Here is a 17758-nt window from a genome sequence, read left to right on the forward strand (position 1 = left end):
AATAAATCCTGGGAACACTAAAGGATGAAAGTCTTATAGCGTTATAGTCTTACCTGTAAATCTACCAAACATACAGTTAAAAGTAACGCTATTGGGACTCTAACCAAGGAGCTACTACAATGGGTCTATTCGACGCTGTGTTGGGTACAGAAAGCCAAACCCAAGCAGCACTCAATCCAGCGGAAGCTTTTGCTGTCATTATATTGACGGCAACGGCTTCAGACGGTTATCTTTCTGTTGAGCAAGCAAATTCTACCATTTCTGTGCTGTCTCGGATGAAACTTTTTAAAAGTTATCCCAATGAAATGATGAACAGGCTGTTTGACAAAATCTTGGGCATTCTCCAGGGTGATGGCTTTAATGCTTTGTTTAATGCAGCCAAAGATTCTCTATCTCAAGAGTTGCGGGAAGCAGCCTTTGCAGTGGCCACTGATTTAGTCTTAGCTGAAGGTATTATACCTGAAGAAGAAAAAAACTTCTTAAATGATTTATATCAAGCTTTAGGGGTTTCTAGTGAGATAGCAATACAAATTGTGGAAGTAATCTTAATTAAAAATCGCGCATAGGGCAATCGAACATAACTTGTTATGCCCATTGTCCTTACTTGATTAAACTGTATAAGTAGCTTATAAACAAAGTGTGGCAAGGAAGTTGAGCTTCTTTGCCACTATTTTTTGCTGTTCTTTGATTATTTATTTGCGATCGTTCAATATCGATTAGAGATATTGCATTACAACGTCTCTAGATTGATCGTATAAATTATCTCATCTCAACAATATTATGTCATAATTCGATTTTATGATTTTGAACTTTAAATTGTAAATTGCTTATGCGTTGTTCTGCCACCCTAAACCAACTGGCTGAAGTTATTTTGGCCCATTCTGTAAACTTATCTGAAACTGCTTTAACACAAGTCACTAGCGGTATCCAAACAGATAGTCGTACCTTAAAACCAGGTGAAGTATTTGTCGCTTTCCGAGGTGATAAGTTTGATGGCCATGAATTTGTACCAACTGCGATCGCCAAGGGTGCAATAGCTGCAATCGTAGATTTTGAATACGAAAATCCGGGATTTCCGGTATTACAGGTAAAAGATACCCTCAAGGCATATCAACAAATTGGCAGATGGTGGCGCGATCGCTTTAATATTCCTGTAATTGGCGTAACGGGTTCGGTGGGTAAAACTACAACCAAAGAATTAATCGCCGCAGTTTTAGGAACGAAGGGACGAGTTCACAAAACTTATGGAAATTACAACAACGAAATCGGTGTCCCGAAAACTCTCCTAGAACTTGGCGCCGAAAATGACTACGCCGTGATTGAAATGGCGATGCGCGGTAGAGGACAAATTGCCGAACTGACACAAATAGCGCGTCCAACAATTGGTGTGATTACCAATGTGGGGACAGCGCATATTGAGTTACTGGGTTCAGAAGAAGCGATCGCTGAGGCAAAATGTGAGTTATTAGCTGAAATGTCTGCTGATAGTGTGGCAATTCTCAACCACGATAATCCTTTATTAATGGCCACGGCGGCGAAAGTTTGGCACGGAGAAGTTTTGACTTACGGCTTTTCTGGCGGCGATATTCAAGGAAAGTTAATTGATAACGAGACAGTGGAAGTTGCAGGAATCCAACTACCACTGCCTTTACCCGGTCGTCACAATGCGACTAATTTCTTAGCAGCTTTAGCGGTAGCAAAGGTGTTGGGAATCGATTGGGCAACCCTTAAAGCAGGTGTGATGGTAGATATGCCCACAGGGCGATCGCAGCGATTTACTTTACCTAATGATGTGGTAATTTTAGATGAAACTTATAATGCTGCACCAGAAGCTATGATCGCAGCGTTGCAATTATTGGCAGACACACCCGGAAAGCGGAAGATTGCCGTATTGGGTGCAATGAAAGAATTAGGAGAGCGATCGCAGCAGTTGCACCAGCGAGTGGGAGAAACAGTGCGAAAGTTGAATTTAGACGGTTTGTTGATTTTGGTAGATGGAGAAGATGCCGAAGCGATCGCTCAAAGTGCCGAAGGTATCCCATCGGAGTGCTTTGCAACCCATGCTGATTTGGTAGCTAGGTTGAAAACATTTGTGCAAACAGGCGATCGTTTATTGTTCAAAGCCGCCCATTCTGTGGGATTAGATCGGGTAGTCAATCAGTTACGTGCAGAATTTCCCAAGTAAAAGGGACTGGGGACTGGGGATTAGGGATTGGGGACTGGGTGTAAAATCGAAAAATTATGGTGGTGCTCATTACCCACCACCAAATTTTAAAAAACTTTTTCCCAGTACTTACCCAGTACCCAGTACCGGAGCGGCGTTCCTCTCACAACAATCCCCGATAACGAATAAAAATCAAAATCACCGCCCACGATCCCAAGGCGACTTTGACTGCAACCAGAATATTCAGCAAGGGGACAATCCCCCCACTCAAAAGTGCGCCCATTTCTCCGTGGGGTAACTCAACTCCAGTCAGAGTTATAGCCGCCAGTACAATGAAAACAAGAACCGAAACTTTCTCCCATGTAGCGGCGTGGTAGCGCTGGTAGATTTCTTGCATCCACTCCGGTGATGAGGTGATGGCAATCAAACCGATCGCAGTTCCACCTGCGACTCCAGCCGCAAAACCACCGCCAGGGCTGAGATGCCCCCGAATAGCTAGTTCAATACTTACCATCGCAGCAATAGTCGCTCCCAGACGCGCCAGCACAATGGATGGTTGATCGGTAAAACGATAGATCGCACAGGACGGCTGTTCATTCGCTAGCAGAAAATTAACTCCCATAATGGCGATCGTAAATACCACCACCTCGAAGATAGTGTCATACAAACGATTCCTAAGAATGATCACTGTAACCGCATTGGGTATGCCACCATCTTTAACAACCGATTCAACGATCGAGAAATCCGGTATGACTGGCGCTGAATTCGGCAAGACGAGCATTTTTATAAACAGCGCTATCCCTGCTGCAATGTAGATCCATTTCATTTATGCTTCTCCCCTTCAACTGGTGTACTTACATAACTCAGGATTGTCGCTGGTGATGTAAGTTCAGTTTGCATAATCTCATAGATGCGTTTCACCCTAATGGTGGTGTGATAAAACTGTTTTTCGTCCTCACTGGTTGGCTGGTCTTGTTCTCGTCTGACACAAGTTGCATGGACTTCTTTATCCATCAACGCCCGTTCTAAAGCTTGGGTATTTGGGTAGGGAACCAGTTCTAGACGCATCTGGCGTTTGCGAAAAATTGTGCGTAAGTCGTCCATCAGTTGCCCAAAATGCTGTTCGTCATCTGCCTCGTCTTTCACCAAGCCAAGACGCATCACCAGGGATGAACGTACTGCCACCGCGTAAAGGGTAATTGCCAGCATAGTACCCACCAATGCTTCGGTCAAAGCAACATCTGGCGCTCCTAAAACCGCATATACCATTGCCGCCACCGCTCCCAATATGCCGCGAATTACCAGCGCATGATAGGGATTGACCTGAAATACCACCATACACGCAGCCAACGGCAGTAGGGCGATGATGATATAGAGATAGCTATCATTCATAGTTACCCTCGCTACTAGAACAGTAAGCCAATACATACCCCAGCACTGTATTCCAGATGGCCAAGGAGATGAGAGCGAGGATGAGTAGCGGCCATTCGCTGGGTATCTTTAAGAGCAGCCCGATAATGATACTCATTGAGCCAAGGGTGTCTGCAACCGAAAGACTATGGAGTTTGAATAATAGCGATCGCTTGCCCAGCAGAGGAAAGGTTCCCCAAAACCAGAAGAAAAGTCCTAACCCTATGCATATATAACCTAAAAAGTCAATCATACTTCATTCATTCGTTTGATTACATGAGCCAGCAACATTAAGCCAGCATTTCCCACACTTAGGATGATGACCCCGACAACACCAATCATCCAATCATCACGGAAGACGGATACGACCAGAATCATGATTGAAGTTTTGGTGGCAGCACTGGCAAATGCGAGCATTTTTTGCCAAATATCATCATCTTGCCATGCCTCATACATGGGGATGAGCAGTGCCAAAATCATGGCAATCAATACTACATTCAGGATCATACTTTTCTCCTCCGTCGCACCCAATGTACTTCGTACCAGCCTGCTTCGTGGTATTTCAAAACAATGGTCTTTGGCGTAAAGGTAATTAGGAAGATATCTAGGAATACAAGCCCTGGTGTGCGTCCTGGTTTAACTTGTTCCATCGTTATATCTTCGTATTTATGCGGGCGGAGGATGAGTTGAAATGCCTCAATATACGCCTGCGGAATCGCCACCATAATTTCACCTAGCACACGCAGCCAATCTTTTAATGATTGTTTAGCTGTGCGACCACCCGGCAATAGAAGTGCGATGCTGATGCCAATGATGATATTTGCCACACTGAAATCGGCAGTGAGCAAAAACCAGATAGTCAGTCGCAATATTAGATTTAAATACCCAACCATGCAAATCCCTTCCAGAACAATAGGATTAAAATCAGACTCATGACACCGATCAAATGGTCAAATTGTTCAAGGACACGCGGTAGCTTGAGTGCTGAGTGTTTAAAAATTAGTAAATACGCCAACCATCCAATGCCGATGGTTGCGAGGGGTTTAATGATATTCTCAACGGTGTACGCCTCGTAATACGCAATATTAGCTAGGAACAGCCCACCGAGCAATAGAATCATGGCTGCCCAAAAACCAGGCTTTACCTCCGCTTTTCCCCCACGCGGCAGAAATATGAATTTGGCAAAAGATATTGCTGTTCCGAGGGCGGCAATATTCATAGCGATCGCTTGCCAAGGCAGCAAATTCTTCGTTGTCAACACTTTTGCCCCAAAGCCAGATAACAAGGGAAAGCCGGATATTGAGAAGCTGGCTATAACTAAGGCAATCCAAACTGGGGTAGCGATCGCTTGATGTTGTAGTTCCTTGAAATTGCGACTCGGTAAAGCCCCGGCAATTAGAAAAAGCGCCGATTTAACCAGTCCATGCGTCAGCGCATAAAAACCGCCCACGGACGGCGCAGCGAGGATAAAGCCCAACTGCGAAACCGTGTGAAACGCTAGCATCCGTTTGGTATCTTTTTCAAATACTGCATAGAAAACTCCCAAAAGCGCCGTCCCAACTCCAAAGGTTCTTACTATCGGATCAACCTCTGCCACCATTAGCGCACACCGCACCAATGGATAGACACCAGCTTTTACCACAACTCCCGATAGCATCGCCGACACTGGCGTTTCCGATTCCGAGTGAGTCAACGGCAACCATAATCCTGATACAAAAATTCCTCCTTTTGTCAAGAGTCCCAAAAAAATCAGGGCAAGGGCTTCTGGAGGTGCTACGCGCAAGCCTTCAAAACTAAAGGAATGATGCGCCTGATATGCCAACACCGCGCCAACCAGATAAAAAAGCATTGCCACGTTGCTGATAAACAGATAACGTAAGCCAACCCAAATCGAGCGGTCAGTCCGGGGATAGGCAATCAACAGAAACGCAGCAATACCACTCACCTCTAACGCCACGTATAAACTGATCAAATCCGAACAGACAAACGCGGCATTGACACTGCCGTGCAAAATGATCAGTTGTGCGTAAAAAAAAGCTGTCTTATCGCTGTGCCAACAGTAGAGGATGACTGCTGCCGTCACCAACGCATTAGTTAATATAAAGTAGCCGCTTAATTGATCGACTGTTAAAATAACGCCAAAATTATCTATTAACTGTAGTGTTAGTGGCGACTGAGTGACAAATAGCTGCAATGCATATCCTGCGGAAGCAAAAGCAACGCACAGAGCAAGATATTTGTCAAATTTTGGGAGCAGATAAATGACAAAGCCCAAAAAAAACGGTAGTGCAATCCATGCGATGGTAATGCTATTCATGGCGTATTATTCTTCTCGATTTCGTTGCTTTCCAAAGTCGGATTATCTCGTGCCAACTTCATAACGCCGACGAGCATTAACGCCTGAATCGAAAATCCGATCACAATCGCCGTCAATATAACCGCCTGGGGAACCGGGTCGGCGTATCTGATATTTTTGACGTTGGAAATAATTGGTGTGAATAAGCCATTTCGTGATGCAATTAGCACGTAATAGGCGATAACCCCGGTACTCATGACATCCATAGAGATGATCTTCATAACGAGGTTCTTTTTAAGGATGATGCCGAAAAATCCGCAAAATATTGTTGCGAATATGCACGCTTCTAACACGGAAATTGCCTGTTGGATAAGGATTGAAGGTAAAAGAGAAAAGAAAATTCGTCTCTTTTAGCTATTTTCTGTTTAAGAGGATGTTTTAAAATGTGCTGGCTGATGTATCAAAAACTTTAGATCCTCCTAAATCCTCCTTAAAAAGGAGGACTTTTATTCAGGTTCCCCCCCTTTTGAATGAGGGTTAGGGGGGATCAATAAGTACCTAAAATTACAGCCTAAAACTTTTCAAACAACCTCTAAAGGTAAAAGTAACTAGCCTATTAAATTGGCTTTCTCTAAAGATTCTTTTTCTTCTGGTGATTGTTTGAATGCAAACCGCAATAAAGGCGGTGCTAAGAAGGTTGTCAAAATCACCATAATCACGATCGCAGCTTGCAATGGTTTATCAAGAGTACCACTAGCTGCACCAATGGCGGCAAACACTAACCCAACTTCGCCACGGGGAATCATCCCCACACCAACCGCTAACCGATTAATTCCGGGTTGTCCAAAAACCGACCAACCTGTGACAACTTTACCGATAATTGCGATCGCAATTAAGAAGGTAGCAATAATTAATCCTTCTCGATTTTCTGGAACTAAAGGATTAAGAACGCCTAAATCAACTTTCGCACCAACTGTCACAAAGAAAACTGGTACTAAGATATCAGCAATCGGTTTAACCTGCTCATCTAGCTCTTTGCGTTTATCCGTTTCATCCAAAACTAAGCCAGCTGCAAATGCGCCTAAGATAGCTTCTAAATGAATGGCACTACCCAGAAAAGCCATGAAAAAGGCAAAGATAAATGCTGGGATAATTAAGTTGCCTCGCGTTTGTAATTTATCAGCAATGGCAACAAAACTTTGATTGAAATATTTCCCTAATAAAATCGAGCCAATGAGAAAGACTGTAGCACTGACAATTAGATAAATGACGTTGAAAATATCAACCTCACCAGTTTTAGCAAGACTCGCAACCACTGCCAATACAATGATGCCTAAAATGTCATCAATTACCGCTGCACCGACAATAATCTGTCCTTCACGAGATTTTAACTGCCCAATTTCTGACAAAACTTTGGAGGTAATCCCAATACTAGTAGCTGTGAGCGCTGCACCTGCAAAAATCGCTGGAATTACTGGGGCATGAAACAATAAAATCAACCCCGCCGTACCAGCCGCAAAAGGAACAGCTACCCCAACACAAGCAACAATTGTCGCTTGATAACCGACCTTCTGTAATTCTTTTAAGTCTGATTCTAGACCAATTTCAAATAACAGAATGATCACACCTAGTTCGGCAAGCACAGAAACAACCTCACTCTGGCTTTGAAAGATTGATGTGACGGCATCAGGACTGAGGTTATTAATGAATTGCAGGATAGTCATGATAATGGAGTCGCTACCAGCTGCTCCACTGTCGGGAAACACTACCAAATGCAGAGCAGAAGCACCTACAAGCACCCCACCAACTAATTCTCCTAAGACAGGGGGCAAGTCCATCATTCTAAATAATTCGCCACCAATTTTACTAGCCAGATAAATGACTACTAAACTTAGCAATACTCCAGTCAGCACAATAGGAGCATATTCCGCCTCGTTAGTTGTTGCTAGTAAAGGAGACTGTAAACCTACGGTGAGAAAACTTAAATCGGCAAACGAATTAACTATTGGTTCTGAAAAAATCATGTTTTTGCTTGTGTTTCTGATTTATTTTGAAGCCAATTTAAAAAATGCAATTTATATCTCGTAATTCGTCATTAATGATGTAATTACGAATTACGAACTTGTACTGAGCGTCTTGCCCTGAGCGTATCGCTAAAGCGAAAGCTCCGCTAACGCGTAGCGTCTCGTAGAGAAGCCGTTGGCGTGGTAACAGAGCGTAGTCGAAGTGCAGCCTCTCGTAGAGAAGGGAGTCGAAGTATTACGAATTACGAATAGGTGTCAGTGTAAGTACCAACGCCAGGATTATTAGCCTCAGCTGCATGAGGATTAACTAAAGCAACGGCTTGTTTAAGTGCATCTATACGATCTGCAAACATGTGATGCTCTGGTACAAACCTCGAAATGCCAAACTTGTCTAAGCGCTTTTTGACTTTGCTAGTTGCACCAACAACTAACACATTACGACCTTGTTCACTAGCATCTTTGATAGCGTTTTCAATTGCCAAAGAAGCAGTCACACCCAACATTGGTACATCTGTCAAATCCATAATCAGCACATCAGAGTCTGCCATTGCTGAATGTTCACGAGCGATCGCTTTGGATACCCCAAAAATCATCGGCCCGCTCAGGTAAAATAGCAGTACACGTCCATTAGCTAGATCAAGCCATTTTTTCTCTTCATCATCCAAGATAACTGCGTCATCAGCATCGCTAATTACCTTCACTTCCTGAGATTGTAATTCCGAGAGGCGATCGATAGTTAAGATATTAGCAATGAACACTCCCACGCCGACGGCAACAATCAAGTCAACAAATACGGTTAAAAACAACACACCGTACATGATGATTGTGCCTCTCAGCGACACCCTGTGAGCGCGTTTCAAGAAGCTCCAATCAAGAATGTCAACCCCGACCTTAAGAGCAATACCAGCCAACACCGCCATTGGGATAGGTTGAGTGATACGCGCAGCCCACAAAACTACAACTAACAAAATTAATGCGCGAGTTAAACCAGAGACAGCTGTTCTAGCACCAGTTTGGATATTAACTACCGTTCCCATCGTGGCACCAGCACCAGGTAGCCCACCACACAAGCCAGATACTAAGTTACCGATACCTTGACCAATCAATTCTTTGTCAGATTTGTGCTCGGTACGGGTCAAACTGTCTGCAATTACTGCCGTTAGTAGAGTATCAATACAACCCAACATCCCCAACATTGCCCCATCAACAAACATGATTGTCATTTGGGATGCTGTAAAGACAGGCAATTGTAATGTCGGCAATCCTACGGGAATTTCCCCAATTCGTCTGATATCCGTACCGCCGAAAATGGTCAAAGAAACTATAGTTCCGATAATTAATGCTACTAACTGGGGAGGAGCAAAGCGCTTAAGCTTGCGTGGCATGAAGAAAATAATTGCCAGCGTCAGCAAGCCCAAAGCTGTTTCAGCAGGATTAATCTGAGTTAATAACTGAGGCAGATTTTGCACCATCCCCAGTACGCCACCTTTAGGGTTTGGCTGTCCGACAAAAGGAGCAATCTGCAAAATAATCAGAATCACGCCAATCCCAGACATAAACCCAGAAATCACGCTGTAAGGCATGAGGGTAATGTATTTACCCAACTTAAATATCCCAAAAAAGATTTGAAATATTCCCGCTAGCATGACTACGGTAAATGCCATTGCCAAGCCGTTTTCGGGGTTAGCTGCGGTCATGGAACCGACAATTGCAGTCATAACCACGGTCATTGGCCCGGTTGGCTCAGAAATTAGGGTTGGTGTCCCACCAAATAAGGCTGCGAAAAAGCCGACACAAACTGCACCATAAAGGCCAGCTACAGGCCCAGCACCGGAGGCAACACCGAATGCTAGCGCTAGAGGTAACGAAACGATCGCAGCAGTTAAACCACCGAATAAATCGCCTTGTAAGTTTCTAAAGTTGATCGTATTAGTCAATGACATACTGGGGTTTTGGTTACAAAAACAGCAAAATAAATTTTGGGTTGTAAAAATTGCCAGCTACTTTGCGTAAGTTTCATGTTTTATTGCCATGAAAAATTAGACAAAGAAAACTTTAATTCTTTGCAAATCAGCAGGCTATAGTGCCTTTCTAGATGGCGAGTCGCTAAACACGAATCTCCAATAGGGAAGGCTTAGACCAAAGACGGTTCAAAAATTTGACTGGAAAAACTTACAAGAGTTGCAAGTTTTATTGATTGTCAAGTTCAATGCGATCAATAATAGCTTACAGCTTTATATGACAATGTTATTAATTTACAAGCCATAATATTAAATCAATATTAAATTGCTTTCATAGATAAAAGGCTATACGTGTTGGCTAACTTTGATTACAATATTTTTTTGGCTTGTGACTATATAGTATGTAGCTTGTTAATCCAAAACAATGAATCTACCGCTAGAAAGCCAACGTCTCATACTGCAAGACTTTGTAGAATCAGATTGGCCAGCAGTTCATAAATACGCTAGCGATCGCGAAGTTGTGCGTTATTTGACTTTTGGCCCAAATAGTGAAGAAGATACTAAAAATTTTTTGCGAAGAGAGATTTCATTGCAAGGCGAAGAACCCCGTCAGCATTTTGCCTTAGCAGTGACTTTGAAAGCCCAAAAGCACTTAATTGGTATCTGTCGCATATCCGTTAAAGATACTGACAATAAAACAGGCTCTATTGGATACTCTTTTTCTAAGCAATTTTGGGGGCAAGGATACGCAACTGAAGCTGTAAAAGCAGTTATATCATTTGGTTTTCAGGAGTTAGACTTACATCGCATCTTTGCAACTTGTCACCCAGAAAACATTGCCTCAGCAAGAGTTATGCAAAAAATCGGAATGCAACAAGAAGGATATTTGCGAGAACACCATTGGATTAAGGGAGAATGGCGAGACTCTTGGCTATATGCCATCCTTGAGCATGAATGGAGAAGCGTCAACATAATTCGTAATTGATAATGACGCTCGCAGACTCGCTACCGCTACGCTAACGTAATTCGTAGTTGCAATTACTTTAGGGCTTGAACCCTTTTTAATTAGGAATTACGAACTTGTACTGAGTTTCGACTGCGCTCAACTACCGCGTAGCCGTAAAGCCTGCGGCATAGCTACGCTTCGGGCGCAGCCTCTCCAAGAGTTGTATTACGAATTACGAATTAGTAATTATTTGGTCAAATGATGATCTTCTGAAAATATCACCCATAGACGCCTGGATAGACTTCAGTTAGAAAGACTAGGGCTGTTACTGTAGCGTCTTTGAAAAAGAATTGCTGCAAAATTAGTCACTAAACAGGTGATTGCTAGCCACAGCAAGATATAAGTAGGAGCCATCACCACACCAATCATGAACCAAGTATATACGTGCAATATCATTACAGAAGCGAAAAAGCTAGCGATTCCAGCAGATTGCCACACTTGATATGATGGGCGACGTAACGCTACCAGGCTCATCGTTAAAATTGTGACAAGTAAGTTCGCTGGTACGAGAAATGCACAGATACCTATGCAGTTGCCACGAGAAAATTCAGCTAAGGTGTTAAAATCGAGCATTAATTTTGTTGGGATAGATGTTAACTTTTTAAGAATTTAGTTTATTGTATTTAAAATAACGAAATATATATTAAGGTGTAAGTGAGTAATCACATTGCAAATATAACATAATTTAAACTATTGAGTTGCCTTTTGATACTACCAATAGTTAGTTAATTATAAAGATTTTGGATAAGTAGGGTGGAAAACACCCACCCTAGCTAAATTAACCCGGTAAAATTACCGTATCGATAACGTGTACCACACCATTATCAGCTTCGATATCTGCTGCTAAAACTGTGGCATTTTTAACTTCAAAACCATCAGAAGAATGAATTTTAATGGGTGAACCTTCCACAGAATTAACCGTACCGAGTTGTGCCAAATCAGCCTTTAGCAGCTTTCCCGAAACGACATGATACTTTAGAATCCGCGTTAACTGGGGAATGTTTTGTAACAAAGTTTGGATAGTTCCCGCTGGTAACTTGGCAAAAGCATCGTCATTTGGTGCAAAGACAGTGAACGGGCCAGGACTTTTTAATGTTTCTACTAAACCAGCAGCTTGTACAGCTGCCACCAGTGTTTTAAACGACTCAGCCGTAACTGCAATATCAACAATATCAGCCATATATCTTACCTAAATCTCTGCAAAAGATTTTAAAGGATAATAAACCTCTTTTAAGTTTTATTAAACAAAATAAATTTAAAATCAGGCGTTGAATAAACTACACCTAAATGCTTACTCCTGCCAGACATCACCTTATGATGTTTCTAGGAAAATTCCGTTATAAAAGAAATGTCCGATCGCACGTATGCCATTCTGGGAACTGGAGCATTAGGTGGGTTCTATGGCGCCAGACTGCAAAAAGCTGGGTTGGATGTCCACTTTTTGCTCAAGAGTGATTACGAACAGGTAAAGAAATATGGTTTAGTAGTAGATTCCAAAGACGCTGACTTTACCCTTCCTGAAGTCCACGCCTACAACGACGTAGAAAAAATGCCACAATGCGATGTGGTAGTGGTGGCACTGAAGACGACGCAAAACCATTTACTACCAAAGATGTTGCCACCTGTAGTTAAAGATAATGGGGTGGTGTTGGTATTACAGAATGGACTTGGTGTAGAAGAAGAAGTCGCTGAAATTGTTGGTAATGTAACGGTTATCGGTGGATTGTGCTTTTTATGTTCTAACAAAGTGGGCCTAGGGCATATACACCACTTAGACTATGGGCATATAACTTTCAGTGAATATACCCCTAACTATCAGCCTAGTGGGATAACTGAGAGGATGCAGCAAATTGCTGATGACTTTGAAAGCGCTGGTATCTCAATTGAATTAGCTGAAGATTTACTACTAGCACGTTGGAAAAAGTTGGTTTGGAATATCCCGTACAATGGGCTTTCTGTGATTCTCAACGCTAGAACAGATGAATTAATGGCGTATGAGTACACCCGCAAGTTAGTTGAACAGTTGATGTATGAAGTAGCGGCGGGGGCGAAAAGTTATGGGCGGATTATTAGCGATCGCTTCATTCAAACAATGCTCGATTATACTGTCAAAATGACGCCCTACCGCCCCAGCATGAAAATTGACTACGACGAACATCGTCCCTTGGAAGTAGAAGCAATTTTCGGCAACCCATTACGAAAAGCCCAAGCAGTAGGTGTGGATTTAGTGCAGATTAGCTGTTTATACCACCAGTTGAAGTTTTTAGGTGCTAGGGGAAAGTGATGGAGATTAAGGAGATGGGGGAGAAAAGGGGAATGAGGGAGACAAGAGAAGCAATTCTATTCTTAACTCTTAACTCCTAACTCTTAACTCCTAACTTACCACTCCCCCAATTTTTAACGCAGGGATTCAAAAATGACGGCTATTGTAATTAAACACAACAGGATAATTCCCAGTGGAAGCAAAAACTGTTGTAAAAGGTACAGCAGTATGGGTATGATTTGTAAGATGCCCAAACCACTTGATAAAACGTAAGCGATCGCAATGCCGAATAGCACCAACAAAAAATATTTTAAGGATTTTGAGGCAAAGCGAAATATTTCATGCTGAAGAAAACAACTTTACCCAAATCAAAGCTAAAGCTATAAGTTCTCTAGCTGGACTTTTTCGAGAACAGGGAGAATTTACCAGAGCAACTTTTCATCATTCAGAAGCAATAGAAATTCTGGATAAAATCGGTGCAAAATCAGACTTAGCTGAGGCTTATTATCTGTTGGCATTGACTCATAAAAAAATGGGTGAAATTGAGCAAAGTAGAGAAAGTTTTGTACAAGCGGTCGCACTCTTTAACGAAATGCAAGCACCCAGGCAAGTTAAGAAATTACAAACAGCAATGGAGTATTTTGAAAAATAGTAATAGTATTTGATTTTAACTGACGATTTTTCGGCTAATAGCCTCTCCAATCTGCGTCAGTGTTTCTTGTTCTTCGGCAGTAAATTCGTAGGGAATCGGCTTGGCAATGCCTAAAGTACCATGCAATTGGCCATTCAGCATCAGCGGTACTGCGATGGAACCTTCTACCTTCGTTTCTTTTGCTGAGGGTCTGGCCACTCCTGATTCGTCGGTTTGCAGGTTGCAAATCTGTACAGGTTGCTTGCGTTCAGCGGCGACACCGGCCATTCCTTTACCAATAGAAATTATTGTCATTTTAGGCAAAAGCAATTCTGGAATGCCTTGGTAAGCCTTTACGTGCAATAACTGGCTGTCTTTATCTAGGGTATGGATGCTACCTGTAGAGCAGTCGAAAGCGTTCAGGATTTCGGTCAGCAGTCGTCTCCAGTCGATGGCAGACCCTTCTTCAGCCAGGGTATCAAAAATGGGTTTGGTATCTGAAGTCATAGTCGTAGAAAATAAAGTTTGGCCGAAAACGCGCAAAATAATTAGGAAAATTCATTTAGTAAAACCAATCTCCCCTTTCCACATTCCGTAAAAAGTCACGGGAATTCATGGGGCGATCGCACCTAGAGAGGTCTGTTGTCTCCATAATTAATATGGATGGAATTAGAAGTTGATGCGATCGCTTTCAGTACAGATGGCAAAACTTTGATCGGTGGTAAGGATAAAATTATCAATATTTGGCAACTACCATAGTGATTTAGTCCCCAATCAACTGAGGAACGGTAGAATATACCTAATTTTCGTAGCTTCAAAAGCCAAATTATGACGATGCATTCCACACTCCAACGTGCATTTACTAACCGCCGCGTTCTCAAAGTGATTAGCGGTTTAAATAACTTCGACGCCGCTAGTGTCGCTGCTACTGTCAAAGCTGCTGAATTTGGCGGTGCTACTTTTGTCGATATTGCCGCCGATCCAGCTTTAGTCCAGCTAGCTAAAAGTTTGACAAGTTTACCTATTTGTGTATCAGCAGTAGAGCCAGAGAAATTCGTGCAAGCTGTCGCAGCTGGTGCTGATTTAATTGAAATCGGTAATTTCGATTCCTTCTATGCTCAAGGACGGCGCTTTGAGGCTCCAGAAGTGCTAGCGCTGACTCAGCAAACCCGCGCTCTCCTTCCAGAAATTACCTTATCTGTAACCGTTCCTCACATCCTGGAACTAGATCAACAGGTACAGCTAGCAGAAGAACTGGTGAAAGCTGGAGCGGACATTATCCAAACCGAAGGCGGTACTAGCAGTAACCCAGTTCACCCCGGAACTCTAGGATTAATTGAAAAAGCTGCTCCCACCTTGGCAGCAGCTTTTGAGATTTCCCGTGTGGTGTCAGTACCAGTATTATGTGCTTCCGGCATTTCTAACGTTACCGCACCATTAGCGATCGCGGCTGGCGCTGCTGGCGTTGGTGTTGGTTCTGCCATCAACCAACTCAATAGTGAAGTCGCAATGATTGCCGCCGTGCGTGGACTAGTAGAAGCCTTAGCGACTGCAAATGTAGTAAGGAGTTAAGAGTTATGAGTTAGGAGTGATGAGTAATGAGTAATGAGTTATGAGTTATGAGTTATGAGTGATGAGTTGAAGAAACTTATTTATTCCAAACTCCTAACTCCAAACTTCTAACTCTTAACTTCCAACTCCTAACTTCTAACTTCTAACTCATAACTTCTTTCAACGCATAAATCACCTGATCTTGCTGCTGTTGTGTCAGTTCTGGGAACATAGGCAAGGATATAACCTCATGGCAAGCTTGCTCTGCTATTGGTAAGTCCCCAATTTCATAGCCCAGACTTTGATAAACTGGCTGCAAATGTAAAGGGTGGGGGTAGTAAATCATTGAACTCACGCCCTGTTCTTGCAATTGACTACGCACCCAATCTCGGTATTTGGCACTAGAACCATTGCGCCCTTCGCCAGATATACGAATAGTGTATTGATTCCATACCCCAATACCCCCAGGTAATTCTTGGGGTGGAACAATCCCCGGAACTTGACTGAGGAACTGATAGTAATAGTTGGCGATATCTCGGCGGCGATCGTTCCAAATATCTAAATAACGTAGCTTAATCTGCAAAATAGCTGCTTGGAGAGCATCTAAGCGGCTATTTACACCGATTTCCTCGTGTAAATATCGAATCTTACTACCATGATCTCGTAGTATTCGCAGTTTCGTGGCGATCGCTGGATCGTTAGTTGTTATTGCTCCACCATCGCCGCAACCACCAAGATTTTTGGTAGGGTAGAAACTAAAGCAACCAATATGTCCAATACTTCCGACTTTTTCACCAGCCCAAATCGCTCCTGTAGACTGAGCGCAATCTTCAATAATTGACAAATTGTGAGACTGAGCGATCGCCATTAATGATGTCATATCCACAGGTTGCCCAAATAGGTGAACCGGGATAATCGCTTTAGTTTTAGGTGTAATCGCCGCTGCGACTTGCTCCACATCTAAATTAAACGTAGTCGCGTCAATATCAACGAAAACAGGCTTTGCACCGACGGCGCTAATTACTTCAGATGTCGCAATAAAGGTAAAAGGCGTTGTAATCACTTCATCGCCTGCACCAATTTCCAAAACTCGTAACGCTAAGTAGAGCGCATCAGTACCAGAATTACAAGCCACACATTCAGTGACAGTATTATAAGCGGCAAACTGTTGTTCAAAGCCTTCGACTAAGGGGCCGCCAATATAGCGGCCGGAAGCCAAAACCTCTAATACGGCTGCACTTACTTCTGCTTCGATGGTGGTGTATTGCTGCTTGATATCAAAGGCAGGGATGGGATTTACACTTTGGATCATGAGTTCTCATTTTATCGGGAGATACAAAGGATGCACTTCGACAGTCAATTTTTGCTGATTGAATTATTAATCAAAGAGGAGCTACTAAAAGACTATCGCCCAAGATACGCATCTATTAGGGTTTTTACTTAAATTGTGGTGCGGCAAATCACCGCACATTTAATTTACAGATAGTAGGCATACTAGGTGTTTGCCATGTTAAGGTCGTACCATTTTGAATTGATGAAAGTGATATATATCAACCAAGATCCAACACATCTGGTCAAAGTTCCAGGAGTGTGTGCTGCTTTGAGAAGAAAATACTAGGAGATAGAAAACCCATGCAGGATCTGATCGAGCTGGATTTCGTGGATTTAGCTATTGGCGTGGGATTGATGGCGATCGCCATTGGTTTATCTGCCTGGGAAAAATTAGGATTAGAGTTGAACTTAGCCCTTGCTACTGGGAGAACCATCTTACAACTTCTTGTATTGGGATACATTTTAGATTTCATCTTAGCTTTAGACAATGCTTGGGCAGTTTTGGCGCTATTAGCAATAATGCTGACAATTACGGCGATTGTCGCACGAAATCGCATCAGCCAAAAAATTCCTCATGTGTTGCCTTTGGTGTGGGGTGCAATTTTAATTAGTACCGCCGTGACAGTGTTTTACATCAGCTTCTTAATCGTTCAACCAGAAAGATGGTACGAACCACAATATATAATTCCCCTAGCAGGGATAGTCTTAGGTAATGCTACCAATGCAGCTGCGATCGCAGGCGATCGTCTTGTCAGCACCATTAATTCCAGCCATCTCGAAATAGAAACCCATTTAAGCTTAGGTGCAACTCCAGAGCAAGCTGTTAGCCAGTATCGCAAAGACGCCATCAAAGCCGGATTGATTCCTACTCTCAATCAAATGATACTCATAGGTATGGTCGCAATACCAGGAATTACTACCGGACAGTTATTAGCTGGTGTCAAACCTCTAGATGCTGTATCCTACGAAATTTTGATTATGTTTATGGTTGCTTTTGCTAACTTGTTGACAACAGTTTTAGTCACAAAGGGGTTGTATCGTCAATTTTTTAATTCCGCCGCGCAGTTGGTGAGATGAAGAGTGCTGTATATAAATCAATACGCTTGGGTTAAGGCTAAAA

20 protein-coding genes are annotated in these 17758 nt (G+C 42.7%); 7 read left to right on the forward strand and 13 right to left on the reverse strand.

Going from position 1 to position 17758, the window contains the following annotated elements; all coding sequences use genetic code 11:
* The first annotated feature begins 119 nt into the window (after nucleotides 1-119).
* Both QUD05_RS05110 and QUD05_RS05115 read left to right on the forward strand, forming a co-directional pair.
* On the forward strand, nucleotides 120-566 hold the full coding sequence (locus tag QUD05_RS05110) for a tellurite resistance TerB family protein (protein ID WP_289795142.1): 447 nt from the start codon (nucleotides 120-122) through the stop codon (nucleotides 564-566).
* Between the two features lie 263 nt (nucleotides 567-829).
* Nucleotides 830-2185: a UDP-N-acetylmuramoyl-tripeptide--D-alanyl-D-alanine ligase gene (locus QUD05_RS05115; RefSeq protein WP_289795143.1), complete on the forward strand. Its 1356-nt coding sequence runs from the start codon at nucleotides 830-832 to the stop codon at nucleotides 2183-2185.
* Between the two features lie 142 nt (nucleotides 2186-2327).
* Here the strand turns inward: QUD05_RS05115 and QUD05_RS05120 are convergent, their stop codons facing one another.
* The 9 genes from QUD05_RS05120 to bicA all read right to left on the reverse strand — a co-directional run bounded on the left by QUD05_RS05120 (nucleotide 2328) and on the right by bicA (nucleotide 9837).
* Nucleotides 2328-2990, reverse strand: coding sequence for a Na(+)/H(+) antiporter subunit B (locus QUD05_RS05120; RefSeq protein ID WP_289795144.1), 663 nt, complete (start codon nucleotides 2988-2990; stop codon nucleotides 2328-2330).
* Complete coding sequence (locus QUD05_RS05125) at nucleotides 2987-3556, reverse strand: DUF4040 domain-containing protein (RefSeq protein ID WP_289795145.1); 570 nt, start codon at nucleotides 3554-3556, stop codon at nucleotides 2987-2989. The genes QUD05_RS05120 and QUD05_RS05125 overlap by 4 nt, the downstream gene beginning before the upstream one ends.
* Nucleotides 3549-3827: a monovalent cation/H(+) antiporter subunit G gene (locus QUD05_RS05130; protein ID WP_069073512.1), complete on the reverse strand. Its 279-nt coding sequence runs from the start codon at nucleotides 3825-3827 to the stop codon at nucleotides 3549-3551. Before QUD05_RS05130 ends, QUD05_RS05125 begins: the two co-directional genes overlap by 8 nt.
* Entirely contained in the window at nucleotides 3824-4081 is a 258-nt protein-coding gene (locus QUD05_RS05135; protein ID WP_289795146.1) for a hypothetical protein, read from the reverse strand. The genes QUD05_RS05130 and QUD05_RS05135 overlap by 4 nt, the downstream gene beginning before the upstream one ends.
* The gene (locus tag QUD05_RS05140; RefSeq protein ID WP_289795147.1) at nucleotides 4078-4467 is read right to left on the reverse strand and encodes a Na+/H+ antiporter subunit E; all 390 of its coding nucleotides are present in this window, start codon (nucleotides 4465-4467) and stop codon (nucleotides 4078-4080) included. Before QUD05_RS05140 ends, QUD05_RS05135 begins: the two co-directional genes overlap by 4 nt.
* Complete coding sequence (locus QUD05_RS05145) at nucleotides 4452-5891, reverse strand: cation:proton antiporter (protein ID WP_289795148.1); 1440 nt, start codon at nucleotides 5889-5891, stop codon at nucleotides 4452-4454. The genes QUD05_RS05140 and QUD05_RS05145 overlap by 16 nt, the downstream gene beginning before the upstream one ends.
* Entirely contained in the window at nucleotides 5888-6223 is a 336-nt protein-coding gene (locus QUD05_RS05150; protein ID WP_069073515.1) for a cation:proton antiporter subunit C, read from the reverse strand. The genes QUD05_RS05145 and QUD05_RS05150 overlap by 4 nt, the downstream gene beginning before the upstream one ends.
* A 255-nt stretch (nucleotides 6224-6478) precedes the next feature.
* Nucleotides 6479-7894 carry a cation:proton antiporter gene (locus QUD05_RS05155; RefSeq protein ID WP_289795149.1) on the reverse strand — a complete coding sequence of 472 codons (1416 nt, stop codon included), beginning with the start codon at nucleotides 7892-7894 and terminating at the stop codon, nucleotides 6479-6481.
* A 242-nt stretch (nucleotides 7895-8136) separates the two neighbouring features.
* Nucleotides 8137-9837, reverse strand: a complete 1701-nt coding sequence (bicA, locus tag QUD05_RS05160) for a bicarbonate transporter BicA (protein WP_289795150.1) — start codon at nucleotides 9835-9837, stop codon at nucleotides 8137-8139.
* Nucleotides 9838-10279: 442 nt separating this feature from the next.
* Here bicA and QUD05_RS05165 point away from each other — a divergent pair, with 442 nt between their 5' ends.
* Nucleotides 10280-10840: a GNAT family N-acetyltransferase gene (locus QUD05_RS05165; RefSeq protein WP_289795151.1), complete on the forward strand. Its 561-nt coding sequence runs from the start codon at nucleotides 10280-10282 to the stop codon at nucleotides 10838-10840.
* A 264-nt stretch (nucleotides 10841-11104) separates the two neighbouring features.
* Here QUD05_RS05165 and QUD05_RS05170 read toward each other — a convergent pair whose 3' ends face one another.
* The gene (locus QUD05_RS05170) at nucleotides 11105-11434 is read right to left on the reverse strand and encodes a hypothetical protein (RefSeq protein WP_289795152.1); all 330 of its coding nucleotides are present in this window, start codon (nucleotides 11432-11434) and stop codon (nucleotides 11105-11107) included.
* A gap of 205 nt (nucleotides 11435-11639) precedes the next feature.
* Nucleotides 11640-12041: a fasciclin domain-containing protein gene (locus QUD05_RS05175; RefSeq protein WP_289795153.1), complete on the reverse strand. Its 402-nt coding sequence runs from the start codon at nucleotides 12039-12041 to the stop codon at nucleotides 11640-11642.
* A gap of 168 nt (nucleotides 12042-12209) precedes the next feature.
* On the opposite strand from QUD05_RS05175, the gene QUD05_RS05180 reads away from it, so the two are divergent.
* Entirely contained in the window at nucleotides 12210-13145 is a 936-nt protein-coding gene (locus QUD05_RS05180) for a putative 2-dehydropantoate 2-reductase (protein ID WP_289795154.1), read from the forward strand.
* 238 nt (nucleotides 13146-13383) lie between these two features.
* Nucleotides 13384-13776, forward strand: a complete 393-nt coding sequence (locus QUD05_RS05185) for a tetratricopeptide repeat protein (RefSeq protein WP_289795155.1) — start codon at nucleotides 13384-13386, stop codon at nucleotides 13774-13776.
* A gap of 15 nt (nucleotides 13777-13791) precedes the next feature.
* Here the strand turns inward: QUD05_RS05185 and QUD05_RS05190 are convergent, their stop codons facing one another.
* Nucleotides 13792-14298 carry a GAF domain-containing protein gene (locus QUD05_RS05190; RefSeq protein ID WP_289795156.1) on the reverse strand — a complete coding sequence of 169 codons (507 nt, stop codon included), beginning with the start codon at nucleotides 14296-14298 and terminating at the stop codon, nucleotides 13792-13794.
* A 285-nt stretch (nucleotides 14299-14583) separates the two neighbouring features.
* On the opposite strand from QUD05_RS05190, the gene QUD05_RS05195 reads away from it, so the two are divergent.
* Nucleotides 14584-15327, forward strand: a complete 744-nt coding sequence (locus QUD05_RS05195; protein ID WP_289795157.1) for a DUF561 domain-containing protein — start codon at nucleotides 14584-14586, stop codon at nucleotides 15325-15327.
* Between the two features lie 142 nt (nucleotides 15328-15469).
* Here QUD05_RS05195 and QUD05_RS05200 read toward each other — a convergent pair whose 3' ends face one another.
* Complete coding sequence (locus QUD05_RS05200; protein ID WP_289795158.1) at nucleotides 15470-16618, reverse strand: DegT/DnrJ/EryC1/StrS family aminotransferase; 1149 nt, start codon at nucleotides 16616-16618, stop codon at nucleotides 15470-15472.
* A gap of 320 nt (nucleotides 16619-16938) precedes the next feature.
* Here QUD05_RS05200 and QUD05_RS05205 point away from each other — a divergent pair, with 320 nt between their 5' ends.
* Complete coding sequence (locus QUD05_RS05205) at nucleotides 16939-17715, forward strand: ABC transporter permease (RefSeq protein ID WP_289795159.1); 777 nt, start codon at nucleotides 16939-16941, stop codon at nucleotides 17713-17715.
* The last annotated feature ends 43 nt before the right edge of the window (nucleotides 17716-17758 follow it).

This window comes from Nostoc sp. GT001 (assembly GCF_030382115.1).
Taxonomy (GTDB): domain Bacteria; phylum Cyanobacteriota; class Cyanobacteriia; order Cyanobacteriales; family Nostocaceae; genus Nostoc.

Excerpts from the sequence above, each read along its gene's own strand:
- QUD05_RS05110 (WP_289795142.1), top strand. The coding sequence starts at position 120 with ATGGGTCTATTCGACGCTGTGTTGGGTACAGAAAGCCAAACCCAAGCA.
- QUD05_RS05115 (WP_289795143.1), top strand. The coding sequence starts at position 830 with ATGCGTTGTTCTGCCACCCTAAACCAACTGGCTGAAGTTATTTTGGCC.
- QUD05_RS05120 (WP_289795144.1), bottom strand. The coding sequence starts at position 2,990 with ATGAAATGGATCTACATTGCAGCAGGGATAGCGCTGTTTATAAAAATG.
- QUD05_RS05125 (WP_289795145.1), bottom strand. The coding sequence starts at position 3,556 with ATGAATGATAGCTATCTCTATATCATCATCGCCCTACTGCCGTTGGCT.
- QUD05_RS05130 (WP_069073512.1), bottom strand. The coding sequence starts at position 3,827 with ATGATTGACTTTTTAGGTTATATATGCATAGGGTTAGGACTTTTCTTC.
- QUD05_RS05135 (WP_289795146.1), bottom strand. The coding sequence starts at position 4,081 with ATGATCCTGAATGTAGTATTGATTGCCATGATTTTGGCACTGCTCATC.
- QUD05_RS05140 (WP_289795147.1), bottom strand. The coding sequence starts at position 4,467 with ATGGTTGGGTATTTAAATCTAATATTGCGACTGACTATCTGGTTTTTG.
- QUD05_RS05145 (WP_289795148.1), bottom strand. The coding sequence starts at position 5,891 with ATGAATAGCATTACCATCGCATGGATTGCACTACCGTTTTTTTTGGGC.
- QUD05_RS05155 (WP_289795149.1), bottom strand. The coding sequence starts at position 7,894 with ATGATTTTTTCAGAACCAATAGTTAATTCGTTTGCCGATTTAAGTTTT.
- bicA (WP_289795150.1), bottom strand. The coding sequence starts at position 9,837 with ATGTCATTGACTAATACGATCAACTTTAGAAACTTACAAGGCGATTTA.
- QUD05_RS05165 (WP_289795151.1), top strand. The coding sequence starts at position 10,280 with ATGAATCTACCGCTAGAAAGCCAACGTCTCATACTGCAAGACTTTGTA.
- QUD05_RS05170 (WP_289795152.1), bottom strand. The coding sequence starts at position 11,434 with ATGCTCGATTTTAACACCTTAGCTGAATTTTCTCGTGGCAACTGCATA.
- QUD05_RS05175 (WP_289795153.1), bottom strand. The coding sequence starts at position 12,041 with ATGGCTGATATTGTTGATATTGCAGTTACGGCTGAGTCGTTTAAAACA.
- QUD05_RS05180 (WP_289795154.1), top strand. The coding sequence starts at position 12,210 with ATGTCCGATCGCACGTATGCCATTCTGGGAACTGGAGCATTAGGTGGG.
- QUD05_RS05195 (WP_289795157.1), top strand. The coding sequence starts at position 14,584 with ATGACGATGCATTCCACACTCCAACGTGCATTTACTAACCGCCGCGTT.
- QUD05_RS05200 (WP_289795158.1), bottom strand. The coding sequence starts at position 16,618 with ATGATCCAAAGTGTAAATCCCATCCCTGCCTTTGATATCAAGCAGCAA.
- QUD05_RS05205 (WP_289795159.1), top strand. The coding sequence starts at position 16,939 with ATGCAGGATCTGATCGAGCTGGATTTCGTGGATTTAGCTATTGGCGTG.